The 21,925-nt window shown below is 35.7% G+C and carries 15 protein-coding genes; 4 read left to right on the top strand and 11 right to left on the bottom strand.

The genetic code is table 11. The features are described from left to right. Positions 1-495: 495 nt before the first annotated feature. Positions 496-2,685: a DNA topoisomerase III gene (locus tag ACIGHG_RS11710; protein WP_396548542.1), complete on the top strand. Its 2,190-nt coding sequence runs from the start codon at positions 496-498 to the stop codon at positions 2,683-2,685. Between the two features lie 144 nt (positions 2,686-2,829). Here ACIGHG_RS11710 and ACIGHG_RS11715 read toward each other — a convergent pair whose 3' ends face one another. The 10 genes from ACIGHG_RS11715 to argR all read right to left on the bottom strand — a co-directional run bounded on the left by ACIGHG_RS11715 (position 2,830) and on the right by argR (position 17,672). Continuing rightward, positions 2,830-5,457 carry a YhgE/Pip family protein gene (locus ACIGHG_RS11715; protein ID WP_396548544.1) on the bottom strand — a complete coding sequence of 876 codons (2,628 nt, stop codon included), beginning with the start codon at positions 5,455-5,457 and terminating at the stop codon, positions 2,830-2,832. A 260-nt stretch (positions 5,458-5,717) separates the two neighbouring features. Next, the gene (locus tag ACIGHG_RS11720; protein WP_336472895.1) at positions 5,718-6,509 is read right to left on the bottom strand and encodes an endonuclease/exonuclease/phosphatase family protein; all 792 of its coding nucleotides are present in this window, start codon (positions 6,507-6,509) and stop codon (positions 5,718-5,720) included. Positions 6,510-6,512: 3 nt separating this feature from the next. Next, on the bottom strand, positions 6,513-8,153 hold the full coding sequence (locus ACIGHG_RS11725) for a PTS transporter subunit IIBC (protein ID WP_090917752.1): 1,641 nt from the start codon (positions 8,151-8,153) through the stop codon (positions 6,513-6,515). A gap of 195 nt (positions 8,154-8,348) precedes the next feature. Then, complete coding sequence (locus ACIGHG_RS11730) at positions 8,349-10,013, bottom strand: glycoside hydrolase family 13 protein (RefSeq protein ID WP_396548547.1); 1,665 nt, start codon at positions 10,011-10,013, stop codon at positions 8,349-8,351. Positions 10,014-10,689: 676 nt separating this feature from the next. Next, entirely contained in the window at positions 10,690-11,379 is a 690-nt protein-coding gene (locus ACIGHG_RS11735) for a Crp/Fnr family transcriptional regulator (protein WP_396548549.1), read from the bottom strand. A gap of 208 nt (positions 11,380-11,587) precedes the next feature. Next, positions 11,588-12,529 (bottom strand): carbamate kinase, encoded by a 942-nt coding sequence (gene arcC / locus ACIGHG_RS11740; protein ID WP_336472897.1) that lies wholly within the window; start codon positions 12,527-12,529, stop codon positions 11,588-11,590. A gap of 34 nt (positions 12,530-12,563) precedes the next feature. Next, positions 12,564-13,979, bottom strand: coding sequence for an arginine-ornithine antiporter (arcD, locus tag ACIGHG_RS11745; RefSeq protein WP_336472898.1), 1,416 nt, complete (start codon positions 13,977-13,979; stop codon positions 12,564-12,566). Between the two features lie 236 nt (positions 13,980-14,215). Next, the gene (gene argF / locus ACIGHG_RS11750; RefSeq protein ID WP_336472975.1) at positions 14,216-15,214 is read right to left on the bottom strand and encodes an ornithine carbamoyltransferase; all 999 of its coding nucleotides are present in this window, start codon (positions 15,212-15,214) and stop codon (positions 14,216-14,218) included. 30 nt (positions 15,215-15,244) lie between these two features. Next, positions 15,245-16,477 carry an arginine deiminase gene (gene arcA / locus ACIGHG_RS11755; RefSeq protein ID WP_336472899.1) on the bottom strand — a complete coding sequence of 411 codons (1,233 nt, stop codon included), beginning with the start codon at positions 16,475-16,477 and terminating at the stop codon, positions 15,245-15,247. 745 nt (positions 16,478-17,222) lie between these two features. Then, positions 17,223-17,672 carry an arginine repressor gene (gene argR, locus ACIGHG_RS11760; RefSeq protein ID WP_090917739.1) on the bottom strand — a complete coding sequence of 150 codons (450 nt, stop codon included), beginning with the start codon at positions 17,670-17,672 and terminating at the stop codon, positions 17,223-17,225. Positions 17,673-17,923: 251 nt separating this feature from the next. Here argR and ACIGHG_RS11765 point away from each other — a divergent pair, with 251 nt between their 5' ends. The 3 genes from ACIGHG_RS11765 (at position 17,924) to ACIGHG_RS11775 (ending at position 20,222) form a co-directional block, all read left to right on the top strand. Continuing rightward, on the top strand, positions 17,924-18,646 hold the full coding sequence (locus ACIGHG_RS11765; RefSeq protein WP_336472900.1) for an amino acid ABC transporter ATP-binding protein: 723 nt from the start codon (positions 17,924-17,926) through the stop codon (positions 18,644-18,646). Between the two features lie 17 nt (positions 18,647-18,663). After that, on the top strand, positions 18,664-19,449 hold the full coding sequence (locus tag ACIGHG_RS11770) for an ABC transporter substrate-binding protein (protein ID WP_336472901.1): 786 nt from the start codon (positions 18,664-18,666) through the stop codon (positions 19,447-19,449). An 86-nt stretch (positions 19,450-19,535) separates the two neighbouring features. Then, positions 19,536-20,222: an amino acid ABC transporter permease gene (locus ACIGHG_RS11775; protein WP_090917733.1), complete on the top strand. Its 687-nt coding sequence runs from the start codon at positions 19,536-19,538 to the stop codon at positions 20,220-20,222. Positions 20,223-20,464: 242 nt separating this feature from the next. On the opposite strand, the gene desB is transcribed toward ACIGHG_RS11775, so the two are convergent. After that, positions 20,465-21,544: a Delta(10) desaturase DesB gene (desB, locus tag ACIGHG_RS11780; RefSeq protein ID WP_090917731.1), complete on the bottom strand. Its 1,080-nt coding sequence runs from the start codon at positions 21,542-21,544 to the stop codon at positions 20,465-20,467. Positions 21,545-21,925: the final 381 nt, after the last annotated feature.

A 21,925-nucleotide genomic window follows, 5' to 3' on the forward strand; every position in this document is an offset into this window, starting at 1 on the left:
TCTCAGTTTGCATCCGCAAACCCCCATGTGTTTTCTTATTCATCTACTTCCGTAGTCTACTCCGATTCTATTGAAATAACAAGTTCTTCTTAACTATGTAAATACAAACTGAAAAAAATAAAAAAACTCTTTTTTTAGGTGGGCGAGAGCTTCTGACTATGTATAGCCTATCCCTACCACGGGCAACGTTTAAAACAAAGGGAGAAAGCGAGTGCTGGGTATATTTTATTTTCTTTGCCGAAATTTACATAAAGAAAAAACATAAAAACACCTTTCTTTTTAAGTGGATGAGAGCAACTAGCTATGTATAGAAGCGATCATGGCCTTTTTCTGCCTTTAAAACAAAAGGAGAAAGCAAGTGCAGGTCATTTCTAAAACTAATTCAAAATGTAATGCTTATATTTAATAACAACCGATTCAAATCTTTGGAATAACTGAATCTAAAAGGGATGTATGCTATAGTTAACTTACGGAAATTGAAAGGATGTTTGAAATATGGCAAAAAGTGTTGTAATTGCTGAGAAACCTTCTGTTGCACGTGATATTGCACGTGTATTGAAGTGCGATAAAAAGGGAAATGGTTACCTTGAAGGCAGTAAATATATTGTTACGTGGGCTTTAGGGCATCTCGTTACATTAGCAGATCCAGAAAGTTATGATGTAAAGTATAAAACGTGGACTTTAGAAGATCTTCCAATGCTGCCGGAACGTTTAAAATTAACAGTGATTAAACAAACCGGCAAGCAATTTAATGCTGTGAAAAGTCAACTGACTCGAAATGATGTAAATGAAATCATCGTAGCTACAGACGCAGGACGCGAAGGTGAATTAGTAGCTCGTTGGATTATTGATAAAGTTAGAGTTAATAAACCTATTAAACGTCTTTGGATTTCATCTGTTACCGATAAAGCAATCAAAGACGGCTTTGCAAATTTGAAGCCTGGTAAAGCATACGACAATTTATATGCTTCAGCTGTTGCACGTTCGGAAGCTGACTGGTATATCGGTCTTAACGCAACACGTGCATTAACTACAAGGTTCAATGCACAACTAAACTGCGGTCGTGTCCAAACACCTACTGTCGCGATCATCGCAAGTCGTGAGGAAGAAATTAAAAACTTCAAAGCACAAACATACTACGGCATTGAAGCGCAAACAACAGATAGATTAAAACTAACTTGGCAAGATGCGAAAGGCAATAGCCGCAGCTTTGATAAAGAAAAAATTGATGTGATTGTGAAAAAACTAGGAAACCAAAATGCTACTGTAGTGGAAATTGAAAAAAAACCTAAGAAGTCGTTTGCTCCTGGTCTTTATGACTTAACAGAGCTACAACGTGATGCAAATAAAATTTTTGGCTATTCTGCAAAAGAAACGTTAAATATTATGCAGAAACTGTACGAACAGCACAAAGTATTAACATATCCGCGTACAGATTCACGTTATATCTCATCTGACATCGTTGGAACACTTTCAGAACGTCTAAAAGCTTGCGGAGTAGGTGAGTATCGTTCTTTAGCTAATAAAGTCTTAACGAAACCAATTAAAGTTTCCAAATCTTTTGTTGATGATAGTAAAGTAAGTGATCACCATGCCATCATTCCAACAGAAAGCTATGTAAACTTCTCTGCATTCACAGATAAAGAACGCAAAATTTACGACTTAGTTGTTAAACGTTTCTTAGCAGTTTTATTCCCTGCTTTCGAATATGAACAACTAACGTTACGTGCCAAGATCGGTGATGAAAACTTCGTCGCACGCGGCAAAACAATTGTGAATTCTGGCTGGAAAGAAGTTTATGAAAATCGCTTTGAAGATGACGATGCAGTAGATGATTTAAAAGAACAACTTTTACCTCGCATCGAAAAAGGCGATACATTAAATGTGAAACTAATTGCAGGAACGTCAGGTCAAACAAAGCCACCTGCACGCTTTAATGAAGCGACATTACTTTCAGCAATGGAAAACCCAACAAAGTATATGGGTACGCAAAACAAACAACTTGCAGACACATTAAAATCAACGGGCGGACTAGGTACAGTTGCGACCCGTGCTGACATTATTGATAAATTGTTCAATTCGTTCTTAATTGAAAAACGCGGCAAAGACATTCACATTACATCAAAAGGCCGTCAGTTACTGGATTTAGTTCCAGAAGAGTTAAAATCTCCTACACTAACTGCTGAGTGGGAGCAAAAACTTGAGGCGATTGCGAAAGGCAAATTGAAAAAAGAAGTATTCATTTCAGAAATGAAAAACTACACAAAAGAAATTGTTTCCGAAATTAAATCAAGCAATAAAAAATATAAACACGACAACATTTCTACAAAAACTTGCCCAGACTGCGGCAAACCAATGCTAGAAGTAAACGGTAAAAAAGGAAAAATGCTTGTATGCCAAGATCGTGAATGCGGTCATCGTAAAAATGTATCCCGCACGACAAATGCACGCTGCCCGCAATGTAAGAAAAAATTAGAGCTACGCGGTGAAGGTGCTGGTCAAATCTTCACATGTAAATGCGGCTACCGTGAGAAACTATCTACATTCCAAGAACGTCGTAAAAAAGAATCAGGTAACAAAGCAGATAAACGTGCCGTTCAAAAATACATGAAACAGCAACAACAGCAGGAAGAACCTCTGAATAATGCATTAGCAGAAGCATTAAAGAAATTGAAGTTTGATTAAAGGAGTTGGCTTACCAACTCCTTTTTCCATGTCCACTAATATATCGGCGATTCGACACAAGATAAAGCCCTTTCGACAACGTTCGATATACTCTTCCTCTAAAAAGAAAAAGGTTCCTACCAAATTGGTAGAAACCTTTTGTTATTAATGAATCAATTTACTTCCTTTTGCGTTTTCCACAAATCTTTCACTGGACTTATTAATTGGTTTTTTCAGAAGCAATGCAATAACGAGCATAATACCGACCCATATGCCCAATACAAGAAGGTCTTTCCATACAATATCCCAAAGCATACCGCCAACTGCCTCACGAATAATACGAATTGCATATGTGAATGGCAAGAATGGATAAATTGCTTGGAAGAATTTTGGCGTCATTTGAATTGGGAATGTTCCACCTGAACCAGCAACTTGTAATACAAGTAATACGATTGCCATGGATTTACCGATGTTTCCAAATACAGAAACAAGTGAGTATACAATACAAACGAATACTCCAGCAATTAACATGCTAAATAGGACAAACCAGAATTTATCAACCACATAAGTTCCTAATAAGAATATATCTCCCATTGCTACGATAAATGCCTGAGCCAGACCAATGGATAGGAATGTTAAAAAGCGTCCGAAATAAATGTGATAGCTTTTATACTCCGCATCTTCCTCATGTACTTCTACTGTTAATAATGACACCATGAGCAATGCCCCTACCCATAACGCTAGTACTGTGTAGAATGGTGACATCGCTGAACCGTAATTTGGAATTGGGAATAATTTATTCTCTTTTAAGTTTACTGGATTTGCGAAATAATCACTTTGTTTTTCTACGTCATGCTTTAACAAACGAATAATATCCTTTAAATCTTCTTGTGATTCAAATTCGCGAATTTTATTAGCAATTTCTTTAATTTTCTTCTCAGCTTCAGGGAGTTCCGCTTTTACTTTCGTTACGTCCTCTTTGCCAAGAGCTAACCCTTTTGATGCATCCTCTAACAATTTTTTCACATCAGGCAGCTTTTCATTTGCTGTGTTTAAAACATCCGCTGCTTCTTTATTTATTTTTTTCGTTTTAGCAATTGCATCGTTGAAATTCGGGACGATTTCAGAGTCATATCGTGCTAATATACCATCTATTTCTTTAGATGCATCTTTAGCCGCTGCATTTATATTTTCTATATCATCTTTTGACGGTAGTTTCCCTTTATTAATGGCATCAAGAGCCTTATTTGTTGCATTAATTCCCTTTTGCATATCTCCTTTTGCATTATTTAATTTCGCTACAGTATCAGGAATGTTTGTTGTTTTTCCGGCATGGCCTGCGAGCTTATCTACATCATTTAACACGGGAATAATATCATCTATAAAATTAATGCCCTTTTGAAGCTGTGATTGAACATCATACAATCCTTGTTTTGCCGGTTCTAAATATCCTTTATCACCTACACCGTTATCAATGATATTCATCGCATTATTTGTAGCATCAATAACACTATCTGCAAGCCCTTCAGCCTCTTTTGCTGCACTATCAATTTGATTTAATGAATTTTCAATGGACTGCTTATTCTTGCTAGGATCGTTTGCTGCTTCTGTTGCCATTTTATTGATTGCAGTAAATGCAGTTTTAAGATCCTCTAATCTTTTCAACTCTTCATCTTTATTAGGTTGGTTTGAATCCTGTAAGTTTTTAATATCTAAATTAATCTGTTCAATAGCTCCTGCAGATAATTGCTCTATTCCTTCGAGAATTTCTTTGACCTTTGCCGGATCAACTTTATTTAGCTCTTCTCGCGCCTTATTTGTATAACTCGGAATCTTTTGCGAAACTTCCTTTACCCTATTTGCTGTTCCTTGTGCAGATTTTATATTATTTTTAATCGATTCCTTATTCACATTTGCCAACGGATCTTTTAAATAATCCGTAATCTGCGCTGTACGATCTGCAGCTTTTTTCGCATACACTAAGTCTCTCTTGACCGCTGCCGGTGCCTCTTCCAACGTTTGATCATTTTTTGCAAAGAACGTATCTAAATCCTTCGTCAATTGCTGGCTATCATGAATGATGCTTTCAATCTTCGGCATCGTATCTTGCGCTGTCGTTACAAGACCTTGCGCTTTATCAGCATCTGTTAATGCTGTATCTACAATTTTGTTGATTTCTGGGAACTGCGCTTCTAATTTGAAAACGAGGTCCTTTACTTTTTCAATACTTGGTAAGTTTGTTTCTAAATCAATTCCAAGTTCATTAAAGATTTTAAAAATCTCACCATTTGCGGTTTTGACAAAGTTTTTGCCTATTTCTTCAACAATACCAGACGCACCTTTTGAAGTGATTTTTGGTGCAATGGCATTTACCTTTTCATTCACATAATATTGAATCTCTGGTTTTTGCGGATTATCATCCAATACCGTTGCAATTTTTTCTGAGAAATCTTTTGGAATAGTGATACTTGCGTAATATTCACCATGCTCCACACCATGTATTGCTTCCTTCTCATCAACGAACTTCCAACCGAGATTTTTATTCTTTTTTAGGGAATCTACGACTTCCTTCCCTATATTAATGTCCTTCCCTCGTAAATTTGCACCTTTGTCTTTATTAGATATTGCAATTGGAACATCTTTCGTACTTCCATAAGGATCCCATGAGGCTTTAATATTAAACCACGCATAGAGCGATGGTAAAATTGTCAGCCCTATGATGATAACAATTGCAGCCCAATGTTTCGCTACATTCCGTATGTCTGTCGTATAAATACGCCATATTTGTTTCATATTATTAATCACCTAATTATATGTTTTTCCTTTCTTCCAAATTCATACATGCATTTCGCCATTATAACATTGTTTCTAGAAAAATTTCACTTACATCATCTATACGTTCCTGAAAAACGGTATACATCATTATATGATAATTTCAATAAAGTATACAAACAAAATGACTATTTTGGTTTTACGTTCAATATTAAAGATTATATATGAAATGTAATAAAAAAGACAACCAATCCGTATTTTACACGGTGGTTGCCTTTTCATTACACGTTAATTTGAGCCTCAACACCAAAATGATCTGATATTACTTCTCGGTTTATACCATTAAAAATCACTTTGGAAGAAGTAACTTGTACAGGCTGATTACTTAAAATAAGATCGATACGTAAATTCTTCTTATTCTCATCCCATCCAGCAATCTTTCCTTGCACAGTTGTTCCTTCATCTTTTTTTTCGGCTAATTTATACGTGTCATATAAACCTTTTTGTATGAGATAGTCATAGCCCTCATTCTGCATACGCGCATTGTTATTGAAGTCACCCATTAAGAACGACAATTCATCGTTCTCTACACGATGCAGTAAATGATCTACTTGCTTCTTAAATGGTTCTTTTTCATCGTCCCACCAGCCAAGGTGACAAGAATAGAATGTCACCGGCTGATTGTAATAAGAAACTGTTACACTTACAATTTTTCGTGTTTTCCAGTACGTTGTATCTATACTGTCTGATACGAAAAATGAATCACTCTTTATAATTGAATGCTTTGTTAAAATTGCTAAACCTTCTTCATACACATCATATCCAATATGAGCAAAGTCCCATACAGCGTCATATTTTGCGGCTCCAAGCTTTTCTAACTCCACTTGTAATAAGCTTACAAAATTATCTTCTTTCATGTTACCGCATACATTTCTTGCTGCAATTGACTGACTTACCTCTTGCAATGCTATGACATCATAGTCATTTTCTTGAATTATTTTTGCTAAATAATGAATCTTTGCAAGTTGCTCATCTTCTTGCCATGAATGGCAATTTAATGTTAATAATTTCATTTCTTATATACCTAACATATCTTGAATATCTGACTTTAATACATCAGCTTTTGGACCATACACAGCTTGTACACCTTTATCTTTTACAATTAATCCAAGTGCTCCGTTCTTCTTCCACTCTGCTTCTTTTGCAACAATATCTAAGTCTTTTACTGTTACACGTAAACGTGTCATACAAGCATCTACATCTGCAATGTTGTCTTTCCCGCCTAATAGCTCGATAACCGCTGCTGCTAATGAACCTTCTTTTACATTTGCTGCTACTTCTTCAGCACCATCTTCATTATCAATGTAGTTACCAGCACGTCCTGGTGTTGGTAAGTTGAACTTTTTAATTAAGAAGTTGAAGATTGTAAAGTTTAATCCAAAGAATATAGCTGATACAACAACAAAGTTAATAAGGTCTCTCGTTAATCCACCTTTTATAATCATTGGTGTACGAGTTAATAACTCAATAAAACCAAACGCATGAATACGTAAGTGAATTAAATCTGCTAATGCGAATGCCAAACCTGTTGTAATTGCATACACAACATATAATACTGGTGCGATAAACATGAACATAAACTCAATTGGTTCTGTAACCCCAGTTAAGAATACTGCTAATGCTGCTGAGAAGAACATTGGTTTATATTTATGACGTTTTTCTACGTCTACGTTACGGTACATCGCAAATGCGATACCAATTAAAGATGCAGTTGAACCGATAACTTGTCCTACTTTAAAGCGCGCTGGAACGACATTGTTTAATAAATCATGATATGCTTTCATATCACCCTTAGTTAATAAGTTATTTAAGTCTGTAATCCATGCAAGCCATAACGGATCTTGTCCTGCAACAACTTGTCCTGCCTTAGCACCTGTCAATATTGTGTACGAGCCGCCAAGTGCCGTATAGTTCATTGGGATCGTTAACATATGATGTAATCCAAATGGTAATAATAAACGTTCTAGTGTTCCATATACAAATGGTGCAACAATTGGTGCACTATCCTTTGAAGTTGCAATCCAACGTCCAAATTCGTTTAATCCACTTTGAATAAACGGCCATACTAACGATAAAATAATAGCAGTGATTGTAGAACCAACGATTACTACGAATGGTACAAAACGTTTTCCATTAAAAAACGCTAATGCTTGTGGTAATTTATCATAGTTATAATATTTATTGTATAGTGTAGCTCCTAAGAAGCCTGAAATAATACCTACGAATACTCCCATGTTAAGTGCTGGTGCACCAAGAACAGAAGTAAAGTAATCTTTTACAAGTAAATCTCCCGCTAATAGGGAAGATACTTTCGCTTTTGAATCCGCTAACATTACAGCGTTTACACCAAAAATTGCTCCTGTAATTCGGTTTGTTAATACGAATGCCAGCAAGGCTGCAAATGCACCGCCTGCACGGTCTTTTGCCCAAGATCCCCCAATTGCTACAGCGAATAAAATGTGTAAGTTTACAATAATTGCCCAACCGATATCTTCCATAACTCTAGCAATTGTTTGCACTGCCGATACATCACCAGCAGACATACCGATTAATTTACCAATGGAAATCATTAAACCAGCAGCCGGCATAACCGCAACTACTACTAATAAAGCTTTTCCGAATTTTTGCCAAAAATCAAAAGATCCAAGCTTCTTCATTTCTTTGTTCCTCCTTTTTCTAAATTACAATCCCTCATGTATAAATAATAATTGCATATCCCCTTACGAAAACTTTTTTACGCAATCGTTTTCATAAATTCATTTTAATAAAAGCGTTTTCATATTGCAATAACAATTTTATAAAAAATATAAATTTTTATATAAAAAAAGATGCTATATAAGCATCTTTTTTTATTAATAAATATAATAAATCCTTGTTTCATATGGTTTTAAAGTGATTGTTGTCACTACATCATGCTCTTCTACTTCATAGTTATTTAAAAGCAAGCGATTGCGTTCTAGCTTGAATGCAGTCTCATCATATGCAGCTTCATTCTTTGATAAGTTGCTAATTACAACAACTTTTTCATCATTTAACGTACGTGTATACGCATAAACTTGCGGATGATCCTCTAAAAATAAATCATACGTGCCATAAGTAAACACGTCATGTTCTTTTTTCAGTGCAATCATCTTTTTATAGAAATTTAAAATAGAATTTGAGTCTGTTTGCTGCACAGCTACATTAATTTCTTTATAATTTGAATTCATTCCAAACCAAGGCGTACCTGTTGTAAAACCAGCATTTTCTTCGTTACTCCACTGCATCGGTGTACGTGAGTTATCCCGGCAAGATGCCCAAATAATCTCCATAATTTCTTGATGAGGTGTCCCCTCTTCAATCTTTTGACGATATAAGTTCTTAATCGCCACATCATCATAATCTTCAATATGCGGGAACTGAACATTCGTCATTCCAATCTCCTGACCTTGATAAATAAACGGCGTACCCTGCATAAAGAAATACATTGCCCCTAAAGACGTTGCACTTTCGCGCCAATATTGTGTATCATCACCCCAAGTAGAAACAATACGAGGTTTATCATGATTTTCAATATATAACGCATTCCAACCTTTATTTTCTAAACCTTTTTGCCATTTCGTTAAAACTTTTTTAAGCCCTACAACATCGAGTTCTTTTTTCTTTTCTGCATCCCATAAGCTTAAATGCTCAAATTGGAATACCATATTAAACTTCCCTTGCTCTTCTCCAACCCAAAGCTCAGCATCTTCAACTTTCACGCCATTTGCTTCGCCGACAGTCATAATATCATACTTGGCAAACGTGTTTGCTTTTAACTCTTCTAAAAGCGGCTGAATGCCATTAACATTCATATGTTTATCGAAAGAAGGTACATACTTTAACCCTTTCGGATTCGGCATATCCTTGAATCCTTCTTCCTTCTTAATATGACTAATCGCATCAACACGGAAGCCATCAATTCCTTTATCAAGCCACCAATTCACCGTGCTATATAACGCCTCGCGCACTTCTTCATTTTCCCAGTTTAAATCTGGTTGCTTACGTGAGAACAAATGTAAGTAATATTGGTCCGTTTCTTCATCATACTCCCAAGCAGATCCATTAAAAATACTTTCCCAGTTATTCGGTTCTTTCCCATCTTTTCCGTCCTGCCAAATGTACCAATCACGCTTTGGATTATCTTTAGAAGAACGGGATTCAATGAACCATGGATGCTCATCACTTGTATGATTAATAACTAAATCAATAATAAGCTTCATATCACGTTTATGCACTTCAGCTAACAATTCATCAAAATCAGCCATTGTGCCAAATTCGTCCATAATATCTTGATAATCACTGATGTCATAGCCGTTATCATCGTTTGGTGATTTATACATTGGGCAAATCCAAATCACATCAATACCTAGATCTTTTAAATAGTCTAATTTTGAAATAATACCTTGTAAATCACCAATTCCATCACCGTTTGAATCCATAAAACTGCGCGGATAAATTTGATAAGCTACAGCTTCTTTCCACCACGTTTTGTTCATAATCTCTTCTCTCCTTTTGCACAATGTTATGCAAACGTTTTCGTAACACTATCATAACAAAATATGAAGAGTTTGCAACCATATTTTTTACACTATTACTAAAACACCCATCTAAAAAACAAATCTTCTATTTTTATCGTTAATCTATATAAATCCATTTCATATAAAGTGAAACTTCCATCAGTGGGGGTTTTCTTCATCCCCACTGATGGAGAGCCCGACCAATCGGGCTTTTACGGGCAGTTGTCCCCCATCTATCTTCTTTGCTTCTCTCTAAATCTTGAGGTAGGGGTCTTACTGCCTGTTAATGCGGGATAAACCGCTGTTATGCAGAATACAACATGACCTACACTTACTTTCTCCCCTTGCATGTGGCAAACAAAAGTCCTGACCACTTCTATGCATGAACAGATGCCTTTGTCCACCTAAGAGAAAGGCGTTTTTATGTCAGTTTTTTAATTTGTATTTATATATGTATGATTATTCTTAAACAAAGTGAAACTTTTATCCCATTTGTTAAGACAGCAATATATAATCTTTATATTTAATAACGCGAAAAAGCCCTTTATAAACATATAAAGAACTTTAATTATAGAAAATGAGAAAAAGAAGATTAACAATTAAAATGGCTATTGATATCTTCTTTGTACTTTTCCTACTATCAATTATTTTGTTTTTACATAGAGATTTCTTCAAAATAGGTTGGATCATGTATTGTAATTTTTTTATCTAGAACTGTAACAATACAATCATTTTTTAGTTGCTTTAATACTCCACTAACCGTTTCACGAGACGTCCCAGATATTTTAGAAATTTCAATTGTTGTAAGAGGACATGAAATTAAAATTTCTTCTCCAGCTTCTTCCCCTAAATCGTCCATCAAATAACTTAATGTCTGTATGACGCGATCTTGCGCGTTTGGAATTGTAATATTTTGGACTCGTCTTTCATTTAGTTTTAATATAGAAGACAATTCTTGAACAACATACATGAGCTGTTTATGATTTGATTTCACCATATCCTCAAAAATAGAGGTGGGAATATAGTATACATCAACGTCTGTCATTGCTATAGCTGTATAATTATATGACTTGTCTGTAAACATACCACAGTAGGGAAAAATAGAAAAACGCTTTATGTAATCTTCATATAATAAATTTCCACTTTGATTAGCCCGCTCTAATTTTACAAATCCATCTAACATAAGATAAATTCTTTCTCTTGAATCACCTTCTAAAAATAGAAATTGCCCTTTTTTATAAGTTCGCCAATAAACAAGATCTGCTAAACTCTTCAATTTCTTATCTGTTAAATCAGTAAATAATTCAAATTGCTTTAAGTCTTTAACTATGCTTCGTCTTTGCATAGAACGTCCTCTCTTTCTATAAAGTGAAACTTTCATCATTTGGGGACTAATCTGTAAAGAAAGCGCCTTCAAAAACTATTTTATCATAATTAATTGCTGAATCTTTTTTTTATAATGAATACTTTATGAATTTACTTTATCTTCGTACACAAAAAGAATGAAGCACAGCACTTCACTCTTTTTATCATCTAACTACTATTTATATATCTTACTTGGAAATAATGGTACCCGCATTCTCTTCTAACGCTTCATATACTTTTTCCAATGAAGTAATAATCGTTTTTCGTTTTAGATCTGTATTCACAAAATTAATAGCTGCTTGAATTTTCGGAAGCATACTTCCAGGTGCAAATTGATTTTCTTGTATATATTGCGTTAGCTCATCAACTGTAACATGCTCTAACTTCTTCTGATCTGGTGTATTGAAGTTTACATACACATAATCAACTGCCGTTAAAATGACGAGAATATCAGCATCTACTAATTCAGCTAGTTTTTGAGCAGCAAAATCTTTATCTATAACAGCCTCTGTTCCTATTAATCCATCTTTCGAATCAATAACAGGAATGCCTCCGCCTCCAACAGCAATAACAATATCACCATCCTCCACTAACGCATTAATCACTTTATGTTCGTGAATGCTTACCGGTTTTGGCGATGGGACAACACGACGCCAGCCACGACCTGCATCTTCTTTAAATGTCGCTTTTGTTGTCTCCATTAACTTCCGTGCTTCTTCTTCTGTATAAAAAGGACCGATTGGTTTTGTTGGATTTTCGAACGCCTCATCCTCTTCATCCACTTCAACCCGCGTGATCACCGTTACTACATCTTTTTCGATACCCCGCTTTTTCAAAGCTTTTTCAATTGCATTTTCCATCCAATACCCGATCATTCCTTGGCTCATTGCCCCGCAAGTATCTAGTGGCATGGCAGGTGTTTTTTCTGTTTCTGCTGCTTTTTGCTGCAATAAAATGTTCCCTACTTGCGGACCATTTCCATGAGCAATGACAACATCTACATTATTTTCGATAATTGCAACGAGTTGTTCTGCCGTTCTTTCTAACGCTTCCTGTTGCGCCTTTGCAGTAGCATCTCCAGATTGGATTGCATTTCCTCCTAGTGCAACGACGATTTTTTTTCTTGTCATCTTGTAACCCTCCCATTTCTTTTCAAAAGAGTTTTTAAAGAGTAATACCACCTGTAGCCAATTGATAAATTGCAACCAGTGCCAAAGCTCCAATGACTATTGAGGATATAAGCTCGACACGAGTAAAGATTTGTTTTGAATTTGTTTGCTTTTGAACTTTGTAAAAGATAAAAATTCCTGGTGCATATAGTGTCATAGTCAGCAATAAATAATCTAAACCAGCTGCATAAATTAACCAAACCCCATACATACTCGCGACTAAACCAATGACAATATTTTTTGTGCGATCTTTCTCTTGAGACTGCAAACTATACTTAAATTGATAAAAAGCTGAAAAAGCATACGGAACTAAAATTGCCGAAGAAGCGAGCGAAAATGCAAAATGATAAGCTTGATCTGAAACAACAAATGTTAACAAGAAAATTTGAATCAGACCATTTGTTAACCATAATGAATTAACAGGCGCTTTATTTTTATTTTCCTTCGCAAACCATTTTGGAAATACACCGTCTTTCGCAGCCAAGTAAGGAATTTCAGATGCTAGTAACGTCCATCCTAACCAAGCACCTAATACAGAAATAATTAAACCTAAATTAATAAAGATAGCTCCCCATTTCCCGACAACGCTTTCAAATAAATATGCCATTGCTGGACTTTTTAAATTTGCAACATCAGCCTGCTTCATAATGCCTAATGATAATAGTGTCAAGAGAATGTAAATAATGAGAGTTCCTATTAATCCAATAACAGTTGCCTTCCCAACATCACTTCGACTTTTTGCACGACTCGATAAGACTACAGCTCCTTCTACCCCAATAAATACCCAAAGTGTGACAAGCATTGTACTTTTAACTTGACTTCCTACATCCGCCCACGAAAAAGTAGCACCTTGCCCCCAAAATCCATCTAAGAAAACATCAATATGAAAAGCAAATATCCCTACAACAATAAATACAAAGACAGGTACTAACTTTGCAATTGTTGTTACTAAATTCACAAGTGCTGCTGATTGTACACCGCGTAAAATCAACATATGAACACACCACAGTAATATACTCGCTCCAATAATCGATGCTACATTTTGTCCACCTTCAAAAACTGGGAAAAAATAACCTATTGAAGCAAATAATAATGTACCGTAAGCTACATTTCCGAGCCAAGCGGATAACCAATATCCCCAGGCACTATTGAACCCCATAAAATTACCAAATCCAGCTTTTGCATAACTAAAAATTCCACCATCTAAATCGGGTCTTTTCACTGTTAAGTTTTGAAACGCCAATCCAAGTGAAACCATTCCGATACCTGTTATAATCCAACCAATAATAATTGCTCCTGCGCCTGCACCCTTTGCCATATCACTTGCTAAGTTAAATGCTCCGCCTCCGATCATAGAGCCTACAACAAGGGCGGTCAAAGTAAACAGTCCTAATTTCTTTTCTTCACCCATTACACTCACCTCTCTTTTATCAGATAGGAATAAAGTGAAACTTCCATCAGTGGGGGTTTTCTTCATCCCCCACTGATGGTTAGTTGAACCAATCGGGCTTTTACGGGCAGTTATCCCCCACCTATCTTCTTTGCTTCCCTCTCAATCTTGAGATAGGGATCTTACTGCCCGTTAATGCGGGATAAGGTGAAACTTCTATCAATAGAGGGATAAAGAAGGAGGAATCTCCTCCTTCTTTATTCCATATTTCCTAAAGTAGCTGCCATAACCGCTTTAATTGTATGCATTCTATTTTCCGCTTGATCAAATACTTTTGAATGCTTACTGCGGAATACTTCGTCACTTACCTCCATTTCTTTTATGCCATATTTTTCATATATTTCCTCTCCGTACAATGTTTCTATATCATGAAATGCAGGTAAACAATGTAAGAAAATCATATTTTCATTTCCGGTCTTTTTAATCATTTCCATGTTCACTTGATATGGAGTAAGAAGTTCAATACGTTCAGCAAATTTATCTTCTTCGCCCATAGATACCCATACATCTGTATAAATAACATCTGCACCGGCAACAGCTTCTTCCACGTTGCTCGTTACCATGACCCGATCACTATATTTTTTAGCAGTATCAATGATTTCTTGTGCTGGGAATAGTGACTCTGGAGTACAAATGCGTACTTCCATTCCTACCATCGAACCGCCAACTAATAAGCTATTCGCCACATTGTTACGTCCATCTCCGACGTAGACGAGCCTAATATCCTCTAATTTTCCGAGGTGCTCTTTTATTGTTAACAAATCTGCAAGTGTTTGTGTTGGATGCCACATGTCTGTTAAGCCATTCCATACTGGCACACCTGAGTTGTTCGCTAGAGATTCTACTGTTGCATGTGAAAATCCACGGAATTCAATACCGTCAAACATACGTCCTAACACTTTTGCTGTATCTTCAACAGATTCTTTCTTCCCGAGCTGAATATCATTTTTACCTAGGTATTCAGGATTTGCCCCTAAATCCGTACAAGCCACCGTAAATGCACAACGGGTACGAGTTGAAGTTTTTTCAAATAAAAGGGCAACATTTTTACCTTCTAAATAATGATGCGGGATACCGTTTTTCTTTTTCTCTTTTAATTCTGCCGCTAAATCAATAAGATATAAAAATTCTTCCTCTGTAAAATCTTTTTCAGCAAGAAAACTTCTTCCTTTTAAGTTTGGTTTTGTCATCATCATCATTCGTCCCTACTTTCTCTTGTATTTAGCTTAGATATCTTTTCGAACAATTGGCATACTCATGCAACGTGGACCCCCACGACCGCGAGACAATTCCGAACTTAATACTTCCACAACCTCTATACCATGCTCTCGTAATAAAGCATTGGATACATAGTTGCGATCATATGTAACAACTACTCCCGGTGCAATTGCTAATGTATTGGATCCATCGTTCCATTGTTCACGAGCAGAAGCAATCGCATCTCCTCCTCCGCAAGGAATAAGAACCAATTCGCTCAAACCTAACACTTCTTTTAAAGCCTCAGTTAAAGAAGTACGATGTGTGATTTTGAGAACTTCTTCACTCTCTCCTTTTTCCAAAATATAAATATTCATATTTCCTTTTGGATCTTGAATAGCTGGATGAATTGTAAATTTATCATAATCAACCATTGTAAATACTGTATCTAAATGCATAAATGCACGACATTTTGGAATCTCTATTGCTAGTACTTTCTTAATTTTATTTTGACGACTAAATAAATTTTTTGCTAATCGTTCAATCGCTTTAGCCGATGATCTAGCTGATACGCCAATCGCAATTGTTTCTTCATTTAAGATAAGCTCATCGCCGCCTTCAATTGGAAAATCATAGTCACGATCTAACCAAACTGGTACATTGTGACTCGCAAAGCGTGGATGATGTTTAATGATATATTCCATAAACAATGATTCACGTCTCCGTGCTGGTTCTCTCATTTTGTTAATTGTTAAACCGCCACCTATACTAGCTGCTGGGTCACGTGTAAAATATAAATTTGGCATTGGATCTAAATAAAATGGATAATGATCTTCCATTAATTCATACAGGTGGGTTTTTTTACTAGTTTCAATTTCGTTTTTACGTACGCCCCCCATAATTTTCTGAACCATTTCTTCATTTGAAAAGGAAAGTAAATATTCTTTTAAATTCTGATATGCACCATTTACGTCAGCCTGTCCTTCTTTTAAAATACGATCAACAAATTCTTCACGAAGTTTTTTATCAACTAACGCCTCAGCTGCTAGTGTTTCTAAATAAAGAACTTCAACACCCCGATTGCGTAATGTTTGCGCAAAATAATCATGTTCTTTTTGAATAATTGGTAAATATGGAATATCGTCAAATAATAATTGTTGTAAATAATCTGGCGTTAAGTTTTCCACTTCTTTACCTGGACGTTTTAATAAAACTGTTTGTAATTCCCCAATTTCTGAAGTAACATGTATCGGATGTTTCATTTGTTGTACCCCCTTTTAAATTCATTTGATGTCTACAAGTACATAATAAACAGAATGCACATATCTCTTTGTGAAAACGCTAACAATGTTAAGTGGAATATTTCACAAATTATTTTTTAAAAATCATATGTAATTGTATTTTTATAAGATATTTCATCTCATAATTAACTAACTAGGTAAAATATCACGCATATTAGCTGTATAATTGCCTCCTATTTGAGGTTAAAATTTTTTATATCGTATTAGCATAAAGTTTAGTAAAAACAAAGACGTTTTATCAGATCCATTCCGATTAGCGAAGATAAAGACACTCCTTCTGATGACTGATTAAGCCTTATGTATAAATCCATTTTAATTTTTCGACATATAAGTCGCTTCTATGCGCAGCCAGATGCTCTCGTCCCACCTAAAAAGAAAGGGAGGTTTTATGTCGTTTTTTTAACTTGTATATATAAATTAAAAAAGACTGTTCTAATTTTCATTAGAAACAGCCTTCTCATTTATATGTATAAATATATTTTGATGTTTTAACATACAATTCGCTTCTATACAAAGCTATATGAATCCATTTTGATTTTTCGACATATAGATTGCTGCTATGTAGAAAAAAGGAGCCTACTACTTTCTTTCTCCCTTTGTTTTTACTTCACGTGTGGCAGAAAAAGGCCCTGACCGCTTCTATGCATGGCCAGATACTCTCATCCACCTAAAAAGAATGGTTTTTTGTCATTTTTTCAATTTGGATTTACATAATCAACCCCAATCTATCTTTTATAATCTCCCTATCTACTTTTGACCCCGCAATTACAAGACATGTATCATTCCCACATATACATCCTATTTTTTCTTTCCAGTCTAAAGAATCTAATAAAGCACCGATAACATGAGCATTCCCAGGCAAAGTTTTAATAATAATCAGTTGTTCTACATAATCGATTTTTTCAACTACTTCTCTTATTTTTTTCTTTAGCTGTATATCTGCTCGCTGGTTCTCTTCTGTAAAAACCTTATATATTGCTACTCCTTTTGAAGAAGCTCCCTTTACTAAATTTAATTCATGAATATCTCGAGAAACCGTTGCTTGTGTGACCAATACATCACGTTCCTCTAACAACTCTACCAATTTTTCTTGTGTATCTATTTCATTCTCTCTCACCAATTGTTTAATTAGTTGTTGTCTTTTCTCTTTTTTCATGAAAGACACTCCCTCTAATATTATAGCTTTATTATATCTTGCTATAATTTTCTTCTGAAAGAGACAACGACAAATGTTGCGGAAACGTTCATATCTCTACTTTTTATAACAATTTTTCCTGTTTTCTATTTATATACAACAATCTATATTCCCTTAAAATTTTTAACAAAAATAAAGGAATTTGACGATTTATGACTAATTAACAAAAATAAGTTATTTTTATACATCTACATTTCTTTGGAGGGGGATGCATGATACAAGTTCAAAACCTTACAAAATCCTTTGGGTCTTTAAACGTGTTAAAAAACATCAATTTACACGTACAAGAAAAAGAAGTTGTTGTCTTAATCGGTGCAAGCGGTTCAGGGAAAAGTACATTACTGCGTTGTTTAAACTTCCTAGAAGTGTATGATAATGGAGAAATCTCGATACAGGGAGAACAAATTCATCCGAAACATACAAATTTAAACAACGTCCGCGAAAATGTCGGTATGGTTTTTCAACATTTCAATTTATTTCCTCATATGACCTCACTAGAAAACATCATAGAAGCCCCTATTCACGTCAAAAAGTTAGATAAAACAAAGGCAACAAGCATTGCCTACGAATTACTAGAAAAAGTCGGATTACAAGATAAAGCGAACGTAACACCCGATCTTTTATCAGGTGGTCAAAAACAGAGAATTGCTATTGCAAGAGCACTCGCAATGAACCCAACAATTATGTTATTTGACGAACCTACCTCAGCTCTCGATCCTGAGCTCGTCGGAGAAGTGCTACAAGTTATGAAAGATCTCGCAAAAGAAGGTATGACAATGATTATCGTCACACATGAAATGGGATTTGCCCGTGAGGTAGCTGACCGCATTATTTTTATGGATGACGGACAAATCGTAGAGGATGCACCCCCAGAACAATTTTTCACCGCTCCATCAAATCAGCGCGCGAAGCAATTTTTACGAAATATTTTATAAAAATTGGAGGTGCTTTTATGAAACGAAATATGTTTAAAGCGATAGCAGTGATTACATTATGTGCTTCTTTATTATTAGGTGCTTGCAGTAAAGAAAGTAGTACTTCATCAACCGATGGAAAGAAAGAATTTCGCTATGCAATGAGCGGTGTGTATAAACCGTTTAGCTATAAAGAAAATAGTAAACTTGCCGGCTTTGACGTCGAAATTGGTGAAGCTCTTGCTAAGAAAATGAATATGAAAGCTGTCCCTGTGACAAATCCTTGGGAAACATTAATCCAAGGATTGCAAGCTAAAAAATATGATGTGATTTTAGGGAGTATGGCCATCACAGAAGACCGTCTAAAAGCAGTGAACTTTACGAACCCATATTATCGTTCTGGGGCACAAATTTTCGTTACAAAAACGAACACCTCCATATCCTCCGCTGAAGATCTAAAAGGAAAAAAAGTAGGTGTTGTGAAAGCAAGTACATTCAAAACACTTATTGCTAAACAAACAGACCAAATTACCGAATACGATAGTGATATTACCGCCCTTATGGACTTAGAACCAGGACGAATTGATGCTGTTATAACAGATCAAATGGTAGGTCTTCGCATAATGAAAGAAGGAAAAGCAAATATAAAAGACGCCGGAAAGCTATTATCTCTTGATGAAATGGCCATTGCTGTTCGTAAAGACGACAAAGAACTACTACAGAAATTAAATAAAGCTCTAGATGAAATCATTCAAGATGGCACATATGAAAAAATCAGTAAAAAGTGGTTCGGTCGTAACATTCTAGGTGAAAAAGGAAAATAGATTTTTTACACATAGATCATGCCCCGCACCTTTTGACGGGGCATCGGAATCACACGAAAATAAACTGCGATATAGAGGTGATAACCATGATTGATATTTTCATATCTACATATCCAACGTTCCTAAAAGCAATTGTCATTACATTACAATTAACCATAACATCCCTATTACTTGGATCCATAATTGGATTGTTGTTTGCTTTTTTTCGTATTTCAAATAGTAAACTCTTAAATGGAATTGCACATGTATACATTGCCATTATTCGTGGGATACCATTAGTTGTACAAATTATGATCCTCTATTTTGGAATTACATCTATTATTGTATTATCCCCATTCTGGGCGGGGGCAATAGCTCTCGCTATTCATAACGGTGCTTATATTACAGAAATTTTTAGAGGGTCTATTCAGTCTGTAGACCGCGGTCAACTTGAAGCAGCTCGCTCCTTAGGAATGTCATATCCATTAGCAATGCGGCGTATTATTTTGCCTCAAGCGTTTCGTTTATCTATTCCGCCGCTTGGCAATCAGTTCATTATCGGCTTAAAAGACTCTTCGCTCGTTGCTTATGTAGGAATGTCAGAGCTGTGGGGCACTGGGCTTTCTGAAGCTGCCGCAAACTTTCAGCAACTCGAAACATATATGATCGTCAGCGTCTATTATCTTGCGCTTGTACTTCTATTCACGTACTTTGTCCATCTTCTTGAAAAAAGATTGGCACGAAAAAATACGAATTATACACAAGCTGTGAAACAGGAAGAAATCCCCATGTAAAAAGCACGAACTCTCCACGAGTTCGTGCTTTCACTTTGTTGAAATATCATTCTATAAAATATATGAAGGTTCTATATTATATATCGTTGCTATGCAGAATAAAACATGATCGCTACTTGCTCCCTTTGTTTTAAACATCGCACGTGGCAGAAAAAAGCCCTGACCGCTTCTATACACGGCCAGGTGCTCTCGTCCTCCCCTAAAAACAAAAGGGTTTTTATATCATTTTTTCAAATTATGTTTTAGCCGTTTTTCACAACTTTTGATTCTTTTATATTTTCCTGGCGATATTCAATATTCGCAGGATCTAGTCCATTTCCTAAAGAGCCGTATAAATGCGCTTTATGCGGATCAATTAACTCGCTACCTTGATAATATACACGCGGTGTATTCCAAAGGGCAGCTAACGCTTTCCCCATTGGCATTTCATGATAGCGCTCTGGCCACATTTCTTTAATTTTCTCTTTTACTAACGGATAGTATTTCGAACTCATACCTGGGAACAAGTGATGTTCTGTATGATATGAGAAGTTAAAATGTAATACATCTACCCAGCGCGGCACTGTTACCGATAAACAGTTTGCAAGTGGATCGTTTACAGGAACAATCGGGTTCAAACGATGATTTGTTGCAATATATGCCATTACAATGAAGTTTGCAATTAATAATGGAATAACATAAGCAAAAAACCATTTTGCAGGACCCATAATAAACAATAAACTAATCCATACTGTCCATGGCAAAAGAAGCTGGAACCACACAGATTTTTGATTCTGCGGTTTAAATTCCTTGATAAAAAGGAAAAACATACGAGACGAATGCATTGTAAATTGAATTGTTAACGACAAAAAGCTGAAGAAAGAACGAACATGTAATGGTAGGCGATATACCCAACGTAAAAATTTGCTTTTCTTAAACTTATCCATCGTTGGCCACGCATCTGGATCATGCTCCTCATGTTGTGTGTGCACATGGTGAGTTAAATTATGCCACTTTCTCCACAATTTCGGTCCAGTTGATAATGGCATGAACGCAATTGCTCCAAGAAAATCTCTTAGCCAAGCTTTTCTTACTACTGTGCCATGTAAAATTTCATGACCAAGAAATCCCATAGATGCAAAACACAATCCTAAAACGATTGCAATTCCAAGATTAGCCCACACATTCAAATTGAATAAGCCAATTGCCAAAAACCCCGCTACTGTAACGAGTAAATAGGCTAGTCCTCCAAACAAACGAGCCGGGACTGGTTTAAATGCCTTTTTTGGCAAATGTGGTGATACGCGTGCTGCATACCATCCAAACGTATGAAGATCCTTCATTCTTTTGCCCCTTTCTCTTGCCGCGCTTACGCACTTTGCACATATTGATTTTCGTTTCCAGATTGATAATACTATTATTATAAATTTTCTTTCTCACAGAAAATTATGTTCACTCACTCTTACAATTATTATTCATTGAAAAACATTTCTCTTTTTACCCTTTATCAACCTTTCCACAAGATGAATCATATCAGTACGTTTTCTATATTGTCAATAGATTTTATGACCTAGTAATAAAAGTTGGTTATATTTTTATAATTACTTTCTATGTTACTAAAGGAAAAACGTTTATTTACCTACATTTCAACTTCCTACTATCCTTTCATCTGTCCTTCACTAATTACTCCGTTTCATGGTCAATACTATACTTAACCTTATTTA

The sequence above is a fragment of the Bacillus sp. NPDC077411 genome (assembly GCF_044543425.1).
In the GTDB taxonomy this organism is placed as follows: domain Bacteria; phylum Bacillota; class Bacilli; order Bacillales; family Bacillaceae_G; genus Bacillus_A; species Bacillus_A bruguierae.

Excerpts from the sequence above, each read along its gene's own strand:
- argF (WP_336472975.1), bottom strand. The coding sequence starts at position 15,214 with ATGATGATGACAAAACCAAACTTAAAAGGAAGAAGTTTTCTTGCTGAA.
- ACIGHG_RS11720 (WP_336472895.1), bottom strand. The coding sequence starts at position 6,509 with ATGAAATTATTAACATTAAATTGCCATTCATGGCAAGAAGATGAGCAA.
- arcC (WP_336472897.1), bottom strand. The coding sequence starts at position 12,529 with ATGACAAGAAAAAAAATCGTCGTTGCACTAGGAGGAAATGCAATCCAA.
- ACIGHG_RS11730 (WP_396548547.1), bottom strand. The coding sequence starts at position 10,013 with ATGAACAAAACGTGGTGGAAAGAAGCTGTAGCTTATCAAATTTATCCG.
- arcD (WP_336472898.1), bottom strand. The coding sequence starts at position 13,979 with ATGGGTGAAGAAAAGAAATTAGGACTGTTTACTTTGACCGCCCTTGTT.
- argR (WP_090917739.1), bottom strand. The coding sequence starts at position 17,672 with ATGAAAAAAGAGAAAAGACAACAACTAATTAAACAATTGGTGAGAGAG.
- ACIGHG_RS11710 (WP_396548542.1), top strand. The coding sequence starts at position 496 with ATGGCAAAAAGTGTTGTAATTGCTGAGAAACCTTCTGTTGCACGTGAT.
- desB (WP_090917731.1), bottom strand. The coding sequence starts at position 21,544 with ATGAAGGATCTTCATACGTTTGGATGGTATGCAGCACGCGTATCACCA.
- ACIGHG_RS11775 (WP_090917733.1), top strand. The coding sequence starts at position 19,536 with ATGATTGATATTTTCATATCTACATATCCAACGTTCCTAAAAGCAATT.
- ACIGHG_RS11715 (WP_396548544.1), bottom strand. The coding sequence starts at position 5,457 with ATGAAACAAATATGGCGTATTTATACGACAGACATACGGAATGTAGCG.
- ACIGHG_RS11725 (WP_090917752.1), bottom strand. The coding sequence starts at position 8,153 with ATGAAGAAGCTTGGATCTTTTGATTTTTGGCAAAAATTCGGAAAAGCT.
- arcA (WP_336472899.1), bottom strand. The coding sequence starts at position 16,477 with ATGAAACATCCGATACATGTTACTTCAGAAATTGGGGAATTACAAACA.
- ACIGHG_RS11765 (WP_336472900.1), top strand. The coding sequence starts at position 17,924 with ATGATACAAGTTCAAAACCTTACAAAATCCTTTGGGTCTTTAAACGTG.
- ACIGHG_RS11770 (WP_336472901.1), top strand. The coding sequence starts at position 18,664 with ATGAAACGAAATATGTTTAAAGCGATAGCAGTGATTACATTATGTGCT.
- ACIGHG_RS11735 (WP_396548549.1), bottom strand. The coding sequence starts at position 11,379 with ATGCAAAGACGAAGCATAGTTAAAGACTTAAAGCAATTTGAATTATTT.